This is a genomic window from Mycobacterium sp. (assembly GCF_049673265.1).
Taxonomy (GTDB): Bacteria; Actinomycetota; Actinomycetes; order Mycobacteriales; family Mycobacteriaceae; genus Mycobacterium.
Map to the genome: position 1 here is coordinate 1 of NZ_JBATXN010000426.1, position 20,310 is coordinate 20,310.

Annotated in this window: 17 protein-coding genes; 5 read left to right on the top strand and 12 right to left on the bottom strand. The window is 66.6% G+C overall.

The annotated features are described in order from the left end of the window. The 4 genes from WBF82_RS14855 to fdxA form a co-directional block, all read right to left on the bottom strand. Nucleotides 1–2,084: APC family permease (locus tag WBF82_RS14855; RefSeq protein WP_424383759.1), on the bottom strand; the 2,084-nt coding region annotated here is incomplete at its 3' end. Between the two features lie 2 nt (nucleotides 2,085–2,086). Continuing rightward, complete coding sequence (locus WBF82_RS14860) at nucleotides 2,087–3,871, bottom strand: acyl-CoA dehydrogenase family protein (protein ID WP_424383760.1); 1,785 nt, start codon at nucleotides 3,869–3,871, stop codon at nucleotides 2,087–2,089. A gap of 4 nt (nucleotides 3,872–3,875) precedes the next feature. Next, nucleotides 3,876–4,985, bottom strand: a complete 1,110-nt coding sequence (dapC, locus tag WBF82_RS14865; protein WP_424383761.1) for a succinyldiaminopimelate transaminase — start codon at nucleotides 4,983–4,985, stop codon at nucleotides 3,876–3,878. Between the two features lie 8 nt (nucleotides 4,986–4,993). Then, nucleotides 4,994–5,320, bottom strand: a complete 327-nt coding sequence (gene fdxA, locus WBF82_RS14870; protein WP_424383762.1) for a ferredoxin — start codon at nucleotides 5,318–5,320, stop codon at nucleotides 4,994–4,996. Between the two features lie 191 nt (nucleotides 5,321–5,511). On the opposite strand from fdxA, the gene WBF82_RS14875 reads away from it, so the two are divergent. Together WBF82_RS14875 and WBF82_RS14880 are read left to right on the top strand one after the other, a co-directional pair. Next, the gene (locus tag WBF82_RS14875; protein ID WP_424383763.1) at nucleotides 5,512–6,081 is read left to right on the top strand and encodes a PadR family transcriptional regulator; all 570 of its coding nucleotides are present in this window, start codon (nucleotides 5,512–5,514) and stop codon (nucleotides 6,079–6,081) included. Next, entirely contained in the window at nucleotides 6,078–8,096 is a 2,019-nt protein-coding gene (locus tag WBF82_RS14880) for an FAD-dependent oxidoreductase (protein ID WP_424383764.1), read from the top strand. Before WBF82_RS14875 ends, WBF82_RS14880 begins: the two co-directional genes overlap by 4 nt. Nucleotides 8,097–8,101: 5 nt before the next feature. On the opposite strand, the gene WBF82_RS14885 is transcribed toward WBF82_RS14880, so the two are convergent. The 4 genes from WBF82_RS14885 to mshB form a co-directional block, all read right to left on the bottom strand. Beyond that, the gene (locus WBF82_RS14885; protein ID WP_424383765.1) at nucleotides 8,102–8,866 is read right to left on the bottom strand and encodes a maleylpyruvate isomerase N-terminal domain-containing protein; all 765 of its coding nucleotides are present in this window, start codon (nucleotides 8,864–8,866) and stop codon (nucleotides 8,102–8,104) included. Nucleotides 8,867–8,876: 10 nt separating this feature from the next. Continuing rightward, nucleotides 8,877–11,495, bottom strand: coding sequence for a bifunctional FO biosynthesis protein CofGH (locus WBF82_RS14890; RefSeq protein WP_424383766.1), 2,619 nt, complete (start codon nucleotides 11,493–11,495; stop codon nucleotides 8,877–8,879). A 46-nt stretch (nucleotides 11,496–11,541) separates the two neighbouring features. Then, nucleotides 11,542–12,003, bottom strand: coding sequence for a DUF6113 family protein (locus tag WBF82_RS14895; RefSeq protein ID WP_424383767.1), 462 nt, complete (start codon nucleotides 12,001–12,003; stop codon nucleotides 11,542–11,544). A gap of 70 nt (nucleotides 12,004–12,073) precedes the next feature. Beyond that, entirely contained in the window at nucleotides 12,074–12,991 is a 918-nt protein-coding gene (gene mshB / locus WBF82_RS14900) for an N-acetyl-1-D-myo-inositol-2-amino-2-deoxy-alpha-D-glucopyranoside deacetylase (RefSeq protein WP_424383768.1), read from the bottom strand. Nucleotides 12,992–13,035: 44 nt separating this feature from the next. Here mshB and WBF82_RS14905 point away from each other — a divergent pair, with 44 nt between their 5' ends. Next, complete coding sequence (locus WBF82_RS14905) at nucleotides 13,036–13,626, top strand: TetR/AcrR family transcriptional regulator (protein WP_424383769.1); 591 nt, start codon at nucleotides 13,036–13,038, stop codon at nucleotides 13,624–13,626. 8 nt (nucleotides 13,627–13,634) lie between these two features. Here the strand turns inward: WBF82_RS14905 and WBF82_RS14910 are convergent, their stop codons facing one another. The 3 genes from WBF82_RS14910 to WBF82_RS14920 form a co-directional block, all read right to left on the bottom strand. After that, nucleotides 13,635–15,554, bottom strand: coding sequence for an ABC transporter family substrate-binding protein (locus tag WBF82_RS14910; RefSeq protein WP_424383775.1), 1,920 nt, complete (start codon nucleotides 15,552–15,554; stop codon nucleotides 13,635–13,637). Nucleotides 15,555–15,649: 95 nt separating this feature from the next. Beyond that, nucleotides 15,650–17,539 (bottom strand): translational GTPase TypA, encoded by a 1,890-nt coding sequence (gene typA / locus WBF82_RS14915; RefSeq protein ID WP_424383770.1) that lies wholly within the window; start codon nucleotides 17,537–17,539, stop codon nucleotides 15,650–15,652. A 63-nt stretch (nucleotides 17,540–17,602) separates the two neighbouring features. Next, nucleotides 17,603–17,986 carry a (deoxy)nucleoside triphosphate pyrophosphohydrolase gene (locus WBF82_RS14920; protein WP_424383771.1) on the bottom strand — a complete coding sequence of 128 codons (384 nt, stop codon included), beginning with the start codon at nucleotides 17,984–17,986 and terminating at the stop codon, nucleotides 17,603–17,605. 25 nt (nucleotides 17,987–18,011) lie between these two features. Between WBF82_RS14920 and WBF82_RS14925 the strand changes: the two genes are divergently transcribed. After that, the gene (locus WBF82_RS14925; RefSeq protein WP_424383772.1) at nucleotides 18,012–18,296 is read left to right on the top strand and encodes a 4a-hydroxytetrahydrobiopterin dehydratase; all 285 of its coding nucleotides are present in this window, start codon (nucleotides 18,012–18,014) and stop codon (nucleotides 18,294–18,296) included. On the opposite strand, the gene WBF82_RS14930 is transcribed toward WBF82_RS14925, so the two are convergent. Beyond that, nucleotides 18,283–19,569 (bottom strand): mannosyltransferase, encoded by a 1,287-nt coding sequence (locus WBF82_RS14930; RefSeq protein WP_424383773.1) that lies wholly within the window; start codon nucleotides 19,567–19,569, stop codon nucleotides 18,283–18,285. The genes WBF82_RS14925 and WBF82_RS14930 overlap by 14 nt on opposite strands. Before the next feature lie 109 nt (nucleotides 19,570–19,678). On the opposite strand from WBF82_RS14930, the gene WBF82_RS14935 reads away from it, so the two are divergent. Beyond that, on the top strand, nucleotides 19,679–20,310 hold a 632-nt coding region (locus WBF82_RS14935), incomplete at its 3' end, for a hypothetical protein (RefSeq protein ID WP_424383774.1).

Here is a 20,310-nt window from a genome sequence, read left to right on the forward strand (position 1 = left end):
TCCGCAACGCTCGGCAGATTTGGCGGAGGCCCTGCCGTCTGGGCCCGGGCAGCTTGGGTGATTCTGATCCGAGAGGCGATGTCGTAGGCCACGATCTGCGCGCTGGCGCCCGGGATCCGGCTGACCACCGCGGCGATCTTGTCGGCGGTGCGGTCGTGCAGCAGCCGGCCCAGTAGCGCCGAATACGTCCGACGTGGCAGCAACACCGTCACGGTACTGTCCGGATGGTCCTCCTTGACCTGGCAAACGAGCGCTTGCGCGGCCCGGCCCAAGTTGCGATCCAGACAATCGACCAACCGCAATTCGGTGACGTGCCCGAAGTCGCGCCAACGCTGCTGCAACCCCGCGGCATGAGCCGCGTCCAACACGAAGTGCACCGCGGTCAGCTCATCGGCCTGCAACCCGTGCGCGTAACGCATCGCCTCGACCTCGGCCAAGTCGACACTGTCCACGAAGACGAACACCCGATGCCGGTCGTGTTTGTCCATGTCAGGGAGCGGGGTGCGGGCCATCTCCAACACCGACGCCTCGGCGCGATATTGCCGGTTGAGCCGCATCAAGCCGAACACCAAAATCGGGAAGACCACGACGACCAGCCAGGCGCCCTCGGTGAACTTCGCGACCGCGAAGATGGCCACCACGATCGTCGACAGGATGCCTGCGGACAGGTTGAGCACCAGCTTGGGTCGCCAGCCGGGCCCCCGATGGGTGAGGTGATGTTTGGTCATCCCGTAGCCGGCCATCGAGAAGCCGGTGAAAACCCCGATCGCGTAGAACGGCACCAGCGCGTTGACCGATCCTCCGGTGATGATCAGCAGCGCCACCGCCAGCACCGTCAACATGATGATGCCGTTGGAGAACACCAGCCGGTGACCGCGCTTCATCAGCGGCCGCGGCAAAAACTGGTCCTCGGCAACGAAACTCGCCAACGCGGGGAACCCGTTGAAGCTGGTATTGCCCCCGGTGTAGAGGATCAGTGCGGTGGCGGCCTGCACCAAGAAGTAGAAGACGTGACCGATCGTTCCGTTGCCGAACACCGCCCGGGCGATCTCGGACAGCATGGACGGATACCCGTTCGCGTATGGGGTGGCGTGCGTGGCATGCGCCAACCAGGCCACCCCGGCCAACAGGAATCCAAGGATCGCCGCCATGACGGTCAGTACGCGGCGGGCGTTGATGCCTTCGGGCTTACGGAACGCGTTGACGGTGTTGGAAATGGCCTCGACCCCGGTCAGCGACGAGCCGCCGTTGGCGAACGCGCGCAACACAATCAGGATCGTGGCGCCCATGATGATGCCGTCGCCGTGGCCGACGGGGACCGCTCCGACAATGTGCTGCGGATCGTAAGTCTTTAAGCTGCCGGTGAATTCGCGGATGATGCCGACGATGATCGTCGTTGAGACCATGCCGACGAAGAAATACGTCGGCAGCGCGAAACGAACTCCGGCCTCGCGCAGGCCGCGCAGGTTGGCCAGACACATCAGCAGCACGACAGCCACGGTGATTTCCAGGCCGTAGGGACCCAGCGCGGGAAACGCCGAGGCCACCGCGACCGTTCCAGCCGCGCACTGCACGGCGACGGTCACCACGTAGTCGATCAACAGCGAAGCCGCGGCGATCTGAGCCACCCGAGGTCCGAAATTCTCCCGAGCGACCACATAAGACCCACCCGCGCGGGTGTAGACCATCACGACCTGGCGATAGGAGGCGGCCACCAACACCAGAATCAACAAGATGACACCGGTTATCGGAAGTAGCAGCGCGAACGCGGCCAGCCCGGCGGCCGGCAGCAATTCGATCATGATCTGTTCTGGACCGTAGGCGGTCGACGAGATGGCGTCTGGTGAAAGCACGCCGAGCGCAACGGGATTCGAAAGTCTTTCGTGTTCCAGCTGGTCGTTGATCATCGGTTTTCCGAGCACAAACCGCTTGCACGCGTCAGAAAAAGACGGCGCAAAGCCCTGCTCGTCTACCGGTTTTGTCACACCAAATTCCTTAGCACGATCTTTCAAGCTCCCGGAAAAGAGTACGTTGCGTCCTACCGCTCGCGCGCGCTGGGACGAATCCGGCTTGGGGATATCCATTCTCAGCTGATCACCAGCGAACCCTCGATCAGCTCGTCAAATCGTTCTATGGCGTCGTCACCCTGTTCGTCGATACCACGCTTGGCTCCCTGGTCAGCGAGGTGCCGTGAGGCATACAACTGCGCCACCAGGGCCTTTCGGTCGGCCTGGCCGGTGGCGCGCTCCCAGGCTGCCTGCTCGGTCAGCAAAGCCCCTGCATACACATCGCCGATGAACTGAGTGAGCGGGAAAAGCCGAGCCTCAGCAACCGCGCCGTCCAGCTTGCCCCAAGCCGTGATCGCCGCTTCAAGATCGTCGATGCGGCTGCGTACAAGGCGCGTCGTCGCGTCGTCGTCGGACACCGAAACTGCGTCGTGCAGCCGCTCCAGCAAAGGCTCATGCGCATGCGAGCGCTCGATGCCCCGCCGCACGTCAAGACACAGGATATTGTCAGGACCTTCCCAGATGGTGTTGACCTGCGCGTCGCGAAGCAACCGGGCGACCGGCCAGGTTTCGATATAGCCGTTGCCGCCGTGGATCTCGATCGCGTCCGATGCCATCGTGATACCAAGCCGGCACACTTTGAGCTTCGTCGCCGGCACGGCGATACGCTGACGCACCGCGCGGGGCTGACGGTGGTTGGCGAACCCGGTGCCGTCGAAGACCAGCGCTTGGGCGGCTTCGACGTCGACGATCATCTCGGCAAGCTTGCGGCGGACCAGCGGCTTGTCGAGCAACGCACCGCCGAACGCCTGCCGCTGCCGCGCGTAGCACAGCGATTCGACGAGGGCGCGGCGCGAGTTGCCGAGGGCGAACATTGCGATCCCGAGCCGGGCCGCGTTGGTCAACTCCATCATTCGGCCCAGCCCCTTGCCGTCGTGCGGGCCAGTCTGGGCATCCTGGCTGCTCGGCTCGCCGGACAGCAGGAACGCTTCGGCGTCGACGAACTCCACCTCGCCGGAGGCCACCGATCGGGTGCCGAGTTTGTCCTTGAGGCGGCGGATCCGGATGCCGTTGCGGGTGCCGTCCCGACGGGTCCGTAGCACCAGGAATGTTGCCACGCCGCGCCCGGAATCCGGTGCACCCTGCGGCTTGGCCAGCACGACGAACACCTGCCCGTCGCAGTTGGACGCAAACCACTTGAAACCGTTCAGCAGCCAAGCATCTCCTTGCCGGGTCGCCATGGTCTCCAGGGCGCCGAGATCGGAGCCGCCGGCCCGCTCGGTCAACAGCTGAGCGGTCTCCCCTTCCCACTCGCCGCTCTCGAACTTGGCCAAGACATCCTCCCGAACATCCGCCGGCGCATACGCCGCGACCAGCGACTTGACCATCCCACCGCCGGTACCCAACGCGCACCCCAGGCCGATGTCGGCCTGATCGAGCAGATAGTTGGCGGCGTAGAGCGGCAGTGCCGGGTTGACGCGGGCGCGTCGCGCATCGTCCTTGAGCGCCTTTTGCGCATCCAGCACTGCCCTTTTCGACTCGGTGAACGACGGCGGCTGGATGACCTGGCTGACGTCGTGGCCCCAGCGGTCATAGCGCTCCAGCCGCGCTGGATTCCGGTCGGTCTGCTCGGCCCACCGCGCCACCGGGCCACCCATCAGCGCGCCGATACGCCGCAGATGGGGTTCGGCGACGGCCAACTCGTCGGGCTGCAGATAGTAGGACATCGTGAACTGGAGGCTCGGATCGGTTTCATACCAGTTGAGCCCGACGGCGCCCTGGTAGTTCTCCGTGCGGTACCGCTGCGACTTCTCCGGGGTGGCGAAGGGCAGCCGGTCGACCGCTTCTACGTCGTAGTCGGTCATATCGTTAGCTTCCCGCAAGACGGTCGGCCGCCGCAGCGATCCGCTCGTCGGTGGCGGTCAACGCCACCCGAACATGCTGGACGCCGCGTGGGCCGTAGAACTCACCAGGCGCCGCCAGAATGCCGCGCTGCGCCAGCCAGCTGACGGTGTCGCGGCAAGCTTCACCACGGGTGACCCACAGATACAGCCCGGCTTCGGAGTAGTCGACGGTGAAACCGGCCGAGCCGAACGCCGGCAGCAGCACGTCGCGGCGTCGGCGGTAACGGTCGCGCGGATCGTGTTCATGGGGGTCGTCGTCCAAGGCGGCGACCATGGCCGCCTGCACCGGCGTCGGCACCATCATCCCGGCGTGTTTGCGGACCGCCAGCAGTTCGGCGACCAGTCCTTGGTCCCCGGCGACGAAGCCGGCCCGGTAGCCGGCCAACGATGAGCTCTTGGAGAGCGAGTGCACCGCCAACAGACCGGTGTGGTCGCCGTCGCACACCGAGGGATGCAGGACCGACAGCGGTTCGGCGTCCCAGCCCAGGCCCAAGTAGCACTCGTCGGAGGCCACCACGGTGCCGCGCTCCCGGGCCCAACCGACGACCTTGCGCAAATGGTCGACGCCGAGCACCTGCCCGGTCGGATTGCTCGGCGAGTTCACGTAGACCAACGCGGGCGACTGCGGACCCAGCTGAGTCAGCGAATCGGCGTAGAGCACCCGAGTTCCGGCCAGCCGAGCGCCGACGTCGTAAGTGGGATACGCCAGCTCGGGAACCACGACCAGGTCATCGGCGCCCAACGCGAGCAGCGTCGGCAGCCAGGCGATGAGTTCCTTGGTACCGATCACCGGCAACACCGCCGCCTCGGTCAAAGCGGTGACGCCGTACCGACGTTCCAGGGCGGCGGCGGCCGATTGGCGAAGTTCCGAGGTGCCCGCAGTGGTGGGGTATCCGGGGGCGGCGCTGGCTGCGGCGAGCGCTTCGCGGATCACCGGCGCCACCGGATCGACAGGCGTGCCGACGGATAGGTCGACGATGCCGTCCGGGTGCGACTTGGCCAGCGCTGTCGCGTCGGCCAGGGTGTCCCAGGGGAACACCGGCAGTAGAGCGGAGGCCGCCGACCGGCGGTTCACCAGGCTGCTCAGTCGCCCTCACCTTGCGGCGGCAGATCTTTGACGACCTGCGGGTCGTTCTCGGTCATGCCGACCTTGGCCGCGCCACCGGGTGATCCGAGCTCATCGAAGAAGTCCGCATTGATCTGCGTGTACTGATTCCACTGCTCGGGCACATCATCTTCGTAGTAGATCGCCTCGACCGGGCAGACCGGCTCACAGGCGCCACAGTCCACGCACTCGTCGGGGTGGATGTAGAGCATCCGAGCGCCCTCGTAGATGCAGTCGACCGGGCATTCCTCGATACATGCCTTGTCCTTGATGTCGACGCAGGGTTCGGCGATCGTGTACGTCACGAAGGTCTCCTCCATGTGTTTCGGTGGCCCGGGGAAGGACGCCCGGCCTTATGGTTTCGCTTCCCGGGGGTGAAGATCCGTTGATTACTGATACTAGACGTTGCATACAAAACGCAACCACCGGGCGGCTATGCGCGCTGGTGCAGTGCAACTAGTTGCATAGGGCTGGCCGCTGTCCTTATGCTGCGCGCGTGGCACTCCCCCACGCGATCCTGGTATCGCTGTGCGAACAGTCCGGCTCCGGCTACGAGCTGGCGCACCGGTTCGACCGCTCCATCGGCTACTTCTGGAACGCCACCCATCAGCAGATCTACCGAACATTGCGGGCGATGGAAGACGACGGCTGGGTCTGTTCGACGGTCGTCGCCCAGCGCGGCCGGCCGGACAAGAAGGTCTACACCGTCTCCGAGGCCGGCCGCGTCGAGCTGGCCCGCTGGATCGCCGCGCCTTTAGGCAAAGCGACGTCCGGACGCGGCGGAGCACTGTCGGACACCCGAACCCGCGATGTGGCCGTCAAGCTACGCGGGGCCGCTCACGGCGACCCGGCCGCGCTACGCACGCAGATTTCCGCGCTGCGCGCCGAACGTGCGCAGCTGTTGGACATCTACCGCGGATTCGAGAAGACACAGTTCGCCGACCCGTCGGCGCTGCGCGGCAGCGCGCTACATCAATACTTGGTGCTGCGCGGCGGCATCCGCGCCGAGGAGAGCACGATCGACTGGCTCGACGAAGTGGCCACGGCATTACAGGGACATCCATGACCTATCCAAACCTGTTGTCCCCGTTGGATCTCGGGTTCACCACGCTGCGTAACCGGGTGATCATGGGTTCGATGCACACCGGTCTGGAAGACCGTGCGCACCACATCGACCGGCTCGCCGAGTATTTCGCTGAACGCGCCCGCGGCGGTGTCGGGCTGATCATCACCGGTGGCTATGCGCCGAACCGGACCGGCTGGTTGCTGCCGTTTGCCTCCGAGCTGCTTTCCTCCGCTCAGGCGCGCCGGCATCGTCGCATCACCAGCGCGGTCCACGACGCGGGTGGCAAGATTGCGCTGCAGATCTTGCACGCCGGACGTTATGCCTACCATCCGCTTTCGGTCAGCGCGTCGTCGATCAAGGCGCCGATCAACCCGTTTCGCCCGCGCCGGCTTTCGTCGCGCGGAGTGCAGAGCACGATCGACGACTTCGTGCGGTGCGCGCAGCTCGCCCGCGAGGCCGGCTATGACGGCGTCGAGATCATGGGCAGTGAAGGATATTTGATCAACCAATTTCTGGCACCGGGTACCAACAAGCGCAACGATGCCTGGGGCGGTACACCGGAGAAGCGCCGCCGGTTCGCGGTCGAGATCGTGCGCGGCATAAGAGAATCCGTCGGATCGGATTTCATCATCTGCTACCGGATGTCGATGGCCGACTACGTCGAAGACGGCCAGAGTTGGGACGAAACGCTGGCGCTGGCAACCGAAATCGAGGCCGCTGGGGCAACGATCATCAACTCCGGCTTCGGCTGGCACGAGGCTAGGGTGCCGACGATCGTCACGTCGGTGCCCAACAGCGCGTTCGTCGACATCAGCCATGCGGTCGCCGGGCACGTCAACATTCCGGTAGCGGCGTCCAACCGCATCAACATGCCCCAGGCGGCCGAACAAATTCTGGCCGATACCGATGTGCAGCTGGTTTCGATGGCACGGCCGCTGCTGGCGGACCCGGAGTGGGTGCTCAAGGCGCAAGCCGCACGCGACGACGAGATCAACACCTGCATCGCGTGTAATCAGGCTTGCCTCGATCACGCATTCGTGAAGAAGACGGTGTCCTGTCTGCTCAATCCGCGAGCCGGCCACGAGACCCGGTTGGTGCTGTCGCCGACGCGGCGCACTCGCGTGATCGCGGTGGTCGGAGCCGGCCCGGCCGGGCTGGCGACCGCGGTGAATGCCGCCGCGCGTGGTCATGACGTGACACTGTTCGAGGCCAACGACTTCATCGGCGGCCAATTCGACATGGCGCGCCGGATCCCGGGCAAAGAGGAATTCACGGAAACCATCCGGTATTTCACGACGATGCTGGACAAGCACGGCGTGACGGTTCGGCTGGGCACTCGAGTGTCGGGGGCGCAGCTGGCCGGCTACGACGACGTCGTGTTGGCCACCGGTGTGGCGCCGCGGATTCCGGCGATCCCCGGCATCGATCATCCGATGGTGCTCACCTACGCCCAGGCGATCACCGGCGTCAAGCCGGTCGGGAAGACCGTCGCCGTGATCGGCGCCGGCGGCATCGGTTTCGACGTCAGCGAATTCCTGGTGACCGGCGAGTCGCCCACGTTGAACCTCAAAGATTGGAAAGCCGAGTGGGGCGCCGCCGATCCGTGGGACGGGCGGGGCGCGCTGACCAGTCCGATTCCGGCGCCCCCGCTGCGTGAGGTGTATTTACTGCAGCGCAGCAGCGGTGCGCAAGGCAAGCGGCTGGGCAAGACCAGCGGATGGGTGCACCGGGCTTCGTTGAAGGCCAAAGGCGTTCACCAGCTTTCCGGAGTCAACTACGAACGGGTGAGCGACGACGGACTGCACATCAGCTTCGGCCCGAACCGGCAGCGGCCGCAGTTGCTGGCGGTGGACAACGTGGTGGTCTGCGCGGGTCAGGAGCCGGTGCGAGACCTGGAAGACGAGCTGCGGCTAGCCGGTATCGACCCGCACATCATCGGCGGCGCGGCATTCGCGGTGGAACTGGACGCCAAGCGCGCCATCAAGCAGGGCACCGAGCTGGCTGCCCGGCTGTAGCGGCGTCAGTAGCCGGCCAGCAGAGCCCGCACCCGACCCAAGGTTTGCGGCCCGACCCGGCTGCAGATCCGCGACGGGTCGGCGGGGCGGCGGCCCCACAACAGCAAAACCCTTGCGGCGGCATCGGTTTCCAACGTGGCCGGCCCGTCCGGGGCAGCCAGCCGGATGGTGGTGCGGTCGGCCTCCGCGTCGACAACCACATCGTCGGCGTCGGCAACTCGCAACCGCGCCTCGATCCGCTCCCCGGGCCGCAATTGCTTGACGCCCTTAGCCAACAGCGGCCGTCCCACCGCCAGCACACTGTGGATCGTCATCCAGGGCTGCGCCATCCGTGCCTGGGCCGCCGCATCGTCGCCGGTGATGTCCCATCCGTGCAGGACCAGCTCTTCACGCATGTGCTCGGCGAACCAGGGCACCTTCATGGTGCGCCCGGTCCACGCCACGTCGGTATCGGCCGGGACGTCATCGGCCGCTTCGGCAACCTCGTTGAGCATGGCCATGTTTCGGTGCAAAGCCGTCCACAGGTCGGTCTCGTTCATGGCGCGCAGCGGCCCCTCGCGTTCCTCGAACCCGCGGGTGGCAACCGGATCGCCGGCCAGGTGCGCGCCCAGCACCCGGCCCAGCTCCTCGGCGTTGGCGGCCTGATGGATGACGATGTCGCGGACCGTCCACGCCTCGCACCAGGTGCCCGCGTCCGGACGTCGCTGCTGCACGGCGTCGATGAACGGTTGCCATTCGGGAAACCTGTCGTTGTCGATCTTTTGGCCCATGCTGCCCAACCTACGCGGCGAGCGGACTGTACGTCGTGGTGCGCTGGCGTGCCGGCCGCCCGATGCCCTCGGCGATCGCGGTCAACTCGGCAGCCGTCTTGGCCGATCCGTATTCGGAGCCGGCCATCCGCGAAATGGTCTCTTCCATCAGCGTGCCGCCCAAATCGTTCGCGCCGCCGTTGAGCATCACCTGTGTGCGCTCGACGCCGAGCTTGACCCAACTGGTCTGAATATGAGAGATCCTGCCGTGCAGCATGATTCGTGCCAGCGCGTGCACGGCGCGGTTGTCACGGTGGCTGGGTCCTGGCCGGGCTGCGCCGGCGAGGTACAGCGGCGAGTTTTGATGCACGAACGGCAGCGGAACGAACTCGGTGAAACCTCCAGTGCGGTCCTGAATGTCACGCAACACGTTGAGGTGGCCGACCCAGTGCCGGGGGTTGTCGACGTGCCCGTACATCATCGTCGACGATGAACGAAGGCCTACCTCGTGGGCTGTGGTCACGATCTCGATCCACATCGAGCTGGGCAGCTTGCCCTTGGTGAGCACCCAGCGGACCTCGTCGTCGAGGATCTCGGCGGCGGTGCCGGGAATGGTATCCAGGCCTGCCTCACGCAGGCTGGTCAGCCATTCCCGGATACTCAAGCCGCTCTTGGTTACTCCGCTGGCGATCTCCATCGGCGAGAACGCGTGCACGTGCATCGACGGCACCCGCGCCTTGACGGCGCGCACCAGATCGGCGTATCCGGTGACGGGCAGCTCAGGATCGATCCCACCCTGCATGCAGACCTCGGTAGCGCCGGCGACGTGGGCCTCCCACGCACGCTGGGCGACCTCGGTCGTCGACAGCGAGTAGGCGTCGGCGTCGCCTTTGCGCTGCGCAAACGCGCAGAACCGGCAGCCGGTATAACAGATGTTGGTGAAGTTGATGTTGCGGTTGACCACGAACGTCACGTCGTCACCGACCACCTCGCGGCGCAATGAATCTGCCAGCGCGGCAACGGCATCCAAAGCAGCTCCGTCGGCGGTGGCCAAGGCCAGGTATTCGGCGTCGGTGCAGCGGGCCGGATCACGTTCGGCCGCGGTCAAGGCGGCGAGCACATCGGTGTCGATGCGCTCCGGGGCCCGGGCCGCCAGCTCGTGCACTTGCGAACGGATCGAATCCCAGTCCCCGAACGCACTCTCGAGGTCGCTACGGGCCTCGGTATTGCGACCTTCGGTGTCGATCGCCGCATTCAAGTTCACCCGGCCGGACGACGCCACGTCGTCGGGTTCCTGCCACGGCATGCCCGCCGGATGCACGTCGCGGGCCAGCCCGGTGGCCGGATCGGCCAGCGCCGCAACGTGTCCGCGAACCCGCGGGTCGATCCAGGCCGCCCCGGCCTGTATGTATTTGGGCTGCGCGGTCAGTCGCTCGACCAGGTCGTAGCCCGCCGCCTCGGTGACGGCGGCGAGCTCGTCGAGCGCGGGCCACGGCCGCTCGGGGTTGACATGATCGGGCGTCAACGGCGAAACGCCGCCCCAGTCGTCGACACCTGCGGCGATCAGCGCCAGGCACTCGTCGGGCGATACCAGGTTCGGCGGCGCCTGGATGCGCATTCCGGGACCGAGCACCAGTCGCGCCACCGCCACGGTGGCCAGGAACTCGTCGATGCCGGCGTCCGGCGTCGCGGCCATCGCCGTGTGTTCTTTGGCACGGAAGTTCTGCACGATCACTTCCTGAACGTGACCGAACGCCTTGTGCGACTTGCGAATAGCATGCAGAGTCTCGGCACGCTCGACGAGCGTCTCGCCGATGCCAACGAGTAGACCGGTGGTGAACGGTATGGATAACCGGCCCGCGTCGGTCAACGTGCGCAGCCGGACCACCGGGTCTTTGTCGGGGCTGCCGTAGTGCGCCAGGCCCTTGGTTTCGAACAGCCGCCGCGACGTGGTCTCCAACATCATCCCCATCGACGGCGCCACCGGCTTCAGCCGCGACAACTCCGACCAGCTCATCACGCCCGGGTTCAAGTGCGGCAACAGCCCGGTTTCCTCAAGCACCCGGATCGCCATCGCGCGGACATAGGACAACGTGGAGTCATAGCCGCGCTCGTCCAGCCACTCCCTCGCCTCCGGCCACCGATCCTCGGGCCGATCACCGAGAGTGAATAATGCTTCCTTGCAACCGAGTTCCCCGCCGCGACGCGCGATATCGAGAATCTCGTCGGGCTCCAGAAACATTCCCGCGCCCTGGGCACGCAACTTGGCCGGCGCGGTGACAAATGTGCAGTAGTGGCAGGTGTCGCGACAGAGGTGGGTGACCGGGATGAAAACCTTGCGCGAGTAGCTGACCGGCAGCCGGCCGCCGGCACCACGCCGTCCCGCCGATTCCAGCCCAGCATCGCGTACCCGCGCCGCGCTGCGACACAGATCGTCGAGATCATCGCCGCGGGCGGCCATCGCGATGGCCGCCTCGTCAACGTTCAGCGCGACCCCGTCGCGGGCCCGTCGCAGCACCCGGCGCATCGCGGATGCGCCCGGGGACGGCAGCACCGGTGGGGTCGGCAGCGGCGTCGGCTCTTCACCCGGAGTCAGTGGCACGTTGGTGTAACTTCCGCCCGGCTGGATTTCATCCGCGTACCGCAACATTGTGCGACCCCGACGCCTGCCATGTGCGCAACAGTAGCGTCCAGCGTCAGCGTTCGGCTCGGCGCGGCCACAGCACCCATGCCGGCGGCACCACGCCGCCTGCGAGCAGCAGTAACGGGCCGTAGGCCTGCACTCCGGGTCCGCCAAAGATGACGTCGCCGCCGGGACCGCCCGCCAACATCAGGAGGACCGTGACAAGCCACGTCCACAGCGGCAACGCCGCCAGCCGCGCGGATGTAGTCCATCGCCCGGCGGCCCAGACCAGGGCCGCGTTGACCAGGCCGCTGACCAATGCGCTGATGGGAAATGGGATGGAGCCGATATAGGCCGGCAGCAGTAGGGCGCCGGCCACCGCGGAGAGAATCCCGTCGACGGCGAGTAAAGCCAGGATCACGAATCGAATTGCCGGGTCCGTCGCGCCGATGTCGTCAACCTGCCCGGCGCGTGGCTTGGTCGCGGTCAGGTCGGGACGCTGTCCAACTGCGACGCGATGGACATGATCACCCACTGAAAGCTGTCCAGTCGGTCCTGCCAGTGTTGCTGGTTGTAGTCCAGATCCGGATCCATAACCGGAAAGCCTACCGCGTGACGGACTCGGTGAGATCGAGTCCGGCGAGTAAATCGGTCTCCCAGCCGCGCCCATCGCGATCTCCCGCGACACCGGCCGCCAAAATGTAGTGCTCTTGCCCGACGATGGGCAGCGCCAAGTTGTTCGACAACGCGAACGCGCGGCGGGTCGGACCGACGGTCAGCTGAGTGGCGTGCGCGGCCAGCGCCGCCTGCTTGGCCGGCATCGCGTCCGGGTCGTCGATGACGGCGTCGATCTCTTCATCGGAGTAGCCCAGTTCCTGGAAAGCCGAGTATTCGCCGTCGGGTGGCGGAATCACCCATCCCGACCGCAAATCGTCGGGGCCGAGCGCCTCCCACCCCGCCATGAATGCGCTTCGGGCGATGACCGTCCAGTACAGCTTCGACACCGACCACGGCGTGCCCGGGTAGCCGTCGGTGCCGGCCGCGGCTACCGCCGCTGTGGTGACGACATGGGCCTGCACGTGGTCGGGATGTCCGTATCCTCCGTTGGGGTCGTAGGTCACCACCACGTGCGGGCGCAACGTGCGGATGAGGGCGACCAGCGCGCCGACAGTTTCGTGTTCGTCGGCGTCGCTGAACCTTTCGCGCCTGCGCCGCGGTTCGGTGCCGGCCATGCCCGAATCACGCCAGCGGCCCGGGCCGCCGAGGAAGATCGGCGCCGGCACTCCCAGGGCTTGTAGCGCCGCGGTGAGTTCGCCGATGCGGTAGCCGCCGAGTTGATCGGCGTGATCGGCGCCCAGCTGTGCCCAACGGTCACCGATGATCTCGCCCTCTTCGCCCAGAGTGCAGGTGACGACATGCACCGCAGCCCCGCGGGCGATGTAATGGGCGATGGTGGCACCGTTGGTGATCGTCTCGTCATCGGGATGGGCGTGCACGAACAACAGCCGCGGCGTCTCCTGCATGCAGGCACCATACCGGTGTGAACGCCGATGGCTACTATCAACGGATGCGACAGCAGACCGCTCGCACCCGCCGCCGGGGCAAGGAACTCGAGGACGCGCTTTACGACGCGACGCTGGCCGAACTCGCCGCAGTCGGCTACGGCGGGCTGACCATGGAAGGGATCGCCGCGCGCGCCCGCACCGGCAAGGCCGCGTTGTATCGCCGCTGGACTTGCAAGCACGACCTGGTCCAGTCGGCGTTGCATTATGCGCTGCCGCCACTGGCCGAGCCCCGCGCCGACCGACCGGCTCGGGAGAATCTGCTGGCCGTGTTCGCCGCGCATTGCGATGTGCTTTCCGGCAAGACCGCATTCCCCAGCCTGGCCATCATGAACCAGCTCTTGCACGAGCCGGAACTGCGCGCCATCTTCGCCGACGCCGTCGTGGCGCCACGTTTGGCGATCACCGAAGCGATTCTGCAGGCCGGCGTGGCCAACGGCGAGATCAATGCCGCGGCGCTCACGCCCTACACCGCGCGCGTCGGCCCGGCGTTGATCAACCAACAGATGCTGCTCACCGGAGCCCCGCCGAACAAGCGCCAACTGGCGCACATCGTCGACACCGTGATCGCCCTTTCGGCGCCGGTGGCCCAATAGTTTTCGGCCTATTGCGCGGTTTTGACCCACTGCCCCGCGTCGCCGACGATCCCGACGGGCACCGAACCCGAAAGACTCACATTGAGAACGCTGGGACCAGCGGCCACGATCGTGGTGTCCTGCAGAATCGGTAGCACGGTCGACATGTTCCACAGCTGCGGCTCCACCGCGTTGATCACGTCGTTGATGTTCGTGGTGCCCGCCAGCCCGGCGTCGATATTCGACTGGATGCTGTGATCGCAAATGCCAGTCAGGTTGGACGGCGCCTGAACCAGCGCTCCGGGTTCGTGCGTCTGGCTGGTCGCGGTGGAAGTGGGGGCCGTCGCGGTGGTCGCCGGCGTCGCTCTGGCCGTAACCGACGGATCGGCTGGGGGCGGGGGCTTCGAGGTGGGACTGGTCGTCGACACCGTCGTCGCCTCCAGCGCCAGGCAGCTGTAGCGCGAGGCCAGCACCGTCGCCAAATTTCCGCCGGCCTCGCGCCAACCGACAAGAGCGTCGACCGTGTTGTTGACCAGTGCGTCGCGGTACAGCGCCACCGGGTCGAGCGCCAACACCGTCGCTGCGATCCCGACATTGCGCAACTGGTCGGCGGCGGTGTTGGCCACGGCTACCGATGTCGGGTCGTTCGCGGCGACGCCGATGACCAGAGACAGCTGCTTGCCGTCCTTGCTGATACGCCCCCGGGTGATCTCCGGCGGCCCGTTAGTTGGTCGCGGTCGCGCCGAGGGCGCCGGCGGCGGCGGAGTGACCGACGCGGACGTGTCGTTCTCGATCTGGTAACCCGATGCCTCCAGCAACCCCAACGCCTCGGCCCTGGTCAGCGCCGGCGGCGCGGTCGGCACATAGCCGGGATCGCTGGGCGAGCGAATCTGCGCCTGGTCCAGCGTGACAGTGTTGTCGCTGCCCGCGCCGACGGCGGCGAGCAAGTCAACGTCGACCATCCCCAGAATCGCCTTACGCACCGCGGCGTCGACCAGCTTGGGCTGGTTGGCACGCAACGTCAACTGCATGACTCGCGGTGTCATGATCCGGGCGGTCCGTACATCCGGGATGGCCGACAACTGCGCGAAAGCCGCTGAGCCACCGTGCACTTGGGCGACCTGAGTATCGCCGTTGCGGACCGAATCGGCCAGCGCGGCCGGCGCGCCCGCCCGGCGGAACAGGATCAGGTCCGGCTTGGACGGCGGCCCCCAATAACGATCGTTGCGGGCCAACAGGATCTCGTCACGTTGCGGGTCGATGTTTTCCACCCGGAACTGCCCCCCGGTGACCGGCAAGGCGCTGGCCAATCCGGCCGGGAAACCGCCCGGCACATCCTTGACGATGTGTGCGGGCAGGATGTTGCTGAACAATTCGCGCCACGCCGGGTATGGCCGGGCGAAGGTGACGACCGCCTGCTTACCGCCGTCGATCGACTGCACACCGGTGATCAGGTCGTAGCCGGCCGGATCGACGACACCGGGCTGGCCGACCATCTGCCGCCACAGATACCAGAAGTCGTCGGCGGCGATCGGGGCATTGTCGGTCCACTGCGCCTCTGGCCGGATCTTGTAGGTCACCGTGAACGGGTTCTCGCTGGTGACATCGGCCGACACCAACAGCGTCGGGTCCATCTCCCAACGGGATCCGGTTGACGTGGCCGGGTCTGACACCGGCCGAAACGCGCTGGGCAGCACCAGCGCACCGATCGCGGCGTTGACCGCGGAAAGATCGGAGAGCAGATGCGGATTGAAGCCCGCGCCGATCGAGTCGATCCCCACGATGATCTGCGTCTTGCGTTGTGGCGGCGGCGCGGTACTCCGCGTCGTCTCGGTGCTCTGCGGAGCCGGCGGTGGGCTGACCGTGCAGCCGGCCAGCGTCAGCGTCAGCGTCGAAACCAGCACGCCGATGGTCAGCCAGACGCGGCGGGCTGGTTTCGGCACGCCCAACAGGGTATCGGGGCCGGGCCGCAGGATCGTCATTGCGGACGAACCTCACGAGTCACAGCCGCCTCTTCAGTGTCTGAGTGGAGGATAGTGCGGTGTTACCCGCGCGCCTTGGCGCGCGCCTTCGCCCGTGCCCGCAGGGTCGCGGCGAGCTCGACCTTGCGCACCCGGACCACTTCGGGAGTCACCTCGACACATTCGTCCTCGGCGCAGAACTCCATCGCCTGCTCGAGGCCGAGCTCCAGCGGCCGGGCCAGGGTTTCCATGACGTCGGCCGTCGAGCTGCGCATGTTGGTCAGCTTTTTCTCGCGCGTGACGTTGACGTCGAGGTCCTCGGCGCGCGGATTGATGCCGACCACCTGGCCCTCGTAAGTGTCCTCGCCCGGTTCGACGAAGAATTGGCCGCGATCGGCCAGCTGAATCATGGCGAACGGGGTGATAGACCCGGTGCGGTCCGACACCAGCGACCCCGTATGCCGGGCACGAATCTCACCCGCCCAAGGCCGGTAACCGTCGAACACGGCGTTGGCGATACCGGTGCCGCGAGTCAGCGTCAGGAAGTCAGTGCGGAAGCCGATGAGGCCGCGGCTCGGCACGATGAAGTCCATTCGCACCCACCCGGCCGCGTGGTTGGTCATCTCCTCCATGCGGCCCTTGCGGGCGGCCATCAGCTGGGTGATCGCGCCGACGAACTCCTCGGGGCAATCGATGGTCATCGCCTCGAACGGCTCATGCAGCTTGCCGTCGATGGTCCGCGTGACGACCTGCGGCTTGCCGACGGTCAGCTCGAAGCCTTCGCGTCGCATCTGCTCGACGAGCACGGCTAACGCCAGCTCACCACGGCCCTGGACCTCCCAGGCGTCGGGGCGGTCGATGTCGATGACCTTGATCGACACGTTGCCGACGAGTTCGGAGTCCAACCGCGACTTCACCATTCGCGCGGTGAGCTTGTGCCCGGACACCTTGCCCGCCAGCGGAGATGTGTTGGTGCCGATGGTCACCGAGATGGCGGGCTCGTCGACGGTGATGCGCGGCAGTGCGTGGGCGTGCTCCGGGTCGGCGAGAGTGTCGCCGATCATGATCTCGGGGATGCCGGCGACCGCGACGATGTCGCCCGCGATGGCCTCCTCGGTGGGCGAGCGTTCGACGCCCTCGGTGACCAGTAGTTCGGTGATCTTCGCGTTCGTGATGACCGGATGGCCGTCCACCTCGCGCATCCAGGCCACCTGCTGACCCTTGCGAATGCGGCCCTTATAGATCCGGATCAAGGCCAGGCGACCGAGGAAGGACGACGCGTCGAGGTTGGTCACCAGGGCCTGCAACGGCGCCTCCGGATCGCCCTGCGGCGGCGGAATGTGCTCAAGCAGAACGTCGAACAGCGGATCCAGGTTTGCGCCGTCGGGATTCTGGCCGTTGGCCGGTTGGGTGGTGCAGGCGATGCCGGCACGTCCTGAGGCGTAGAGCGTCGGCAAGTCAAGCGCCTTCTCGGCCGCTGCCTGCGCCTCCTCGTCGAGGTCGGAAGCGACGTCCAGCAGCAGATCGTGGCTTTCCTCGACGACCTCGGCGATGCGGGCGTCTGGCCGGTCGGTCTTGTTCACCACCAGGATGACGGGAAGGTGCGCGGCCAGCGCCTTGCGCAGCACGAAGCGCGTTTGGGGCAGCGGCCCCTCGGAGGCGTCGACGAGGAGCAGCACGCCGTCGACCATCGACAGGCCGCGCTCTACCTCGCCGCCGAAATCGGCGTGACCCGGCGTATCGATGACATTGATGACGGTCATCGAGCCGTCCGCGTGCTGACGATGCACGGCGGTGTTCTTCGCCAGAATCGTGATGCCCTTCTCCTTCTCCAGGTCGCCCGAGTCCATGAGGCGTTCGATTGCATCGTCGCCGCGGTGGGTAAGCGCGCCGGACTGCCGCAGCATGGCGTCGACCAGGGTCGTCTTACCGTGGTCGACGTGCGCGACAATGGCGATATTGCGAAAATCCACGCCGGTGATTGTCGCAGCGCAGGCCGTCGATAACGAAACTGAGCGGCTGGGACGTGCCCCGCGTCACAGGATGCGAGCCAGCGCGGGCAGCCATCCCCGATCAGCGGGCACCCAGTCGATCTCGTGCAGCTCTGCCATCGTCACCCAGCGCAATGCACCATGGTCATGCGGATGAGGTTCGCCACCGAGCAACCTGACTTGGTAGGCGCGCAGCGTGGTCGTCGCATTGAGCGCGACGTCGTGGCCCAGACGTTCGCCGACCGCCACCTCGACGCCCAGCTCCTCGGCCAGTTCGCGGGCCAGCGCCTCGCGTTCGGTCTCGCCGGGCGCGACCTTGCCGCCCGGCAATTCCCAGCGGCCCGCCAGCGCGGGCGGCCGAAGGCGCTGTGCGATCAGCACCCGGGATTCGGCGATGACGGCCCCGGCGACCACGATCTGGTTCGGCATCGCGGTGACGGTATACCGTCGAGATATGGCTGTGTTAACCGATGAGCAAGTGGACGCCGCACTGCCTGACCTCAACGGGTGGGAACGCGCGGACGGTGCGCTGCGCCGGTCGATCAAATTTCCGGCGTTTCTCGCCGGTATCGACGCTGTGCGCCGGGTGGCTGAGCACGCCGAAGCCCAGGATCATCACCCTGACATCGACATCCGTTGGCGGACAGTGACTTTCGCGCTGGTGACGCACTCCGAGGGCGGCATCACCGACAAGGACGTGGCCATGGCGCATGACATCGACGGGATTATCGGCGAGTAGCCGCTCGCGGTCCGCTCGCCGCAATCCAGGCCAGGGTCGCCAGCGTCGCGACGATGTAGACCATTCCGCCCCAGGCCAGATACCAGGCCCTGCCGTTCTGCCAGATGGTCGGTTGGGCAAAGCTGAGCAGCCACGGCACACCGATGATGGTCAGCGCCAACCACATCCAGCCGAGGATGCGCGCGCCGAGACGCTCCGATAGGGGCCCGTGCAGCAGCCAGATCATCAACGGCACCAGCCACACCCAGTGGTGTGTCCAGGAAATCGGCGAAAGCAGTAACCCGAACAGCTCGACCACCAGCAGGGTGCCAAGCCGGTCCGGCGCGTCGGCGCCGGCGCTCAGCGCCCGCCAGGCCAGCACAGCCAGTATCGCGGTGACCGCGATCCCGGTCAGCACCAGCGGGCTGTACCCGGCGTCGTGGCCGAAGATCCGGCAGATGCCGCCCCGCCAGGACTGATTGAACGTCGTGCAGATCGGCCCGATCCGGTCGGTTTCGAAAATCAGCTCGGTGAAGTACTGGCGGGTCTCGTCGCCGATGACCAGCGCCGACATCGCAACGGTCGCCAAGAACACGACCGCCGAGAACACCGCCGCAGCCCATCGACGAGCACCGACGAAATACAGGCCGGTGATCGCCGGTGTCAGCTTCACGCCGGCCGCCGAGCCGACCAATAGACCCGACAACCACCACCGGGTGGTGTAAGCCGCGTACAACCCGGCGAGCACCAACAACACATTGATCTGGCCGTAGTCGAACGTACTGCGCAGCGGCTCGAGCCAGATGGCGATCGCGGTCCACAGCATCGCCAGACGGTGGCCCGCGCCGGCCGCAACCCCAAGCAGACGCTGGCTGATCCGGACCACGCCATAGAGCGCGGCCATCGTGCCGACCTGCCAGCAGAAGGCGACCAACCCGAACGGCAGCAGGTGCAGCGGGTAGAACATCACCGCCGCGAACGGCGGATAGGTAAACGGCAGCGGGAAATCCGGCGTCTGATCCGCGTAGACGTAGTGGTACAGGCTCCCCGGGTGATCGATGGTGGCCGCGCCGCCGATGTAGACGTGCAAGTCGACGAAATTGGCTCCGTTGGGCGCCAGATACGTCCAGGCCAACCGCGCGGCGACGCTCACCACGAACAGCACCGGCCCGACAGCGCTGCGCGAAGACGCCCGCCGTGGGGTGGAGGCTGCCGCCGGGGCGGCCGAGGTGGTTTCTATCTGCACGACTCTAACGGGGACGCGCCGACGAGCCTGTCTGGTCACCGCCGTCACTCGTATCCGTAACGATCGAATAACCGCCACACGTGTCACTTGAGTCACTCGAGTAACGCGCGAACTATCAGCGCGGGAGCACCCCGTCGTCGAGAACCTCAGGAGAGTCATGTCAACCATTTGGACGTTGTTCCGCGCCACCGCGGTTGTGGCGGGCTCGTCGGCCGCGCTACTCATGGGCGGGCTGATGGGCACAGCCCACGCCGATCCGGCGGCGCCGCCGATACCGGCACCCAATATCGGCCAGCAGTTGGTCACTTCTGCGGCCGGCGCACCCCAGGTGCTGCAGAACCTTGCGACGGCCATGGGCGGGCAGCCCGCGACGCCGCCGCCGTTGGCCAGCATCAGGGTCCCGTCGCCGTCGGAAGCCGCCCTTCCGGGAGCCACCTCGGGCATCCCGGGCGCAACCTCGCTCATCCCCGGCACGGCGCCGGCGGCGACGACCGCAGCACCCGGGCTCGGCATCCCGGGCTTGACGCCGACCGTTCCGGCGGCCGCGCCGGCGACAACGCCCGGCCTTGGCATCCCTGGCTTTGCGCCCACCGTTCCTGCGGCCGCGCCAACGACGGGACCCGCCGGATTGCTGCCCCAGGCGCAGCTCAACCTGCCGCAGCTGCCCTTCCTTGGGGTGCCGTTGCCGCAGCAGATTTCGCTGCCCGGCGACCTGACCTCGTTGATGACCGGTGGGGTGCCGGCTTCTCCTGGCGTGGCGTCCCTCCCGGTCTCCTCGCCGGTCACCGC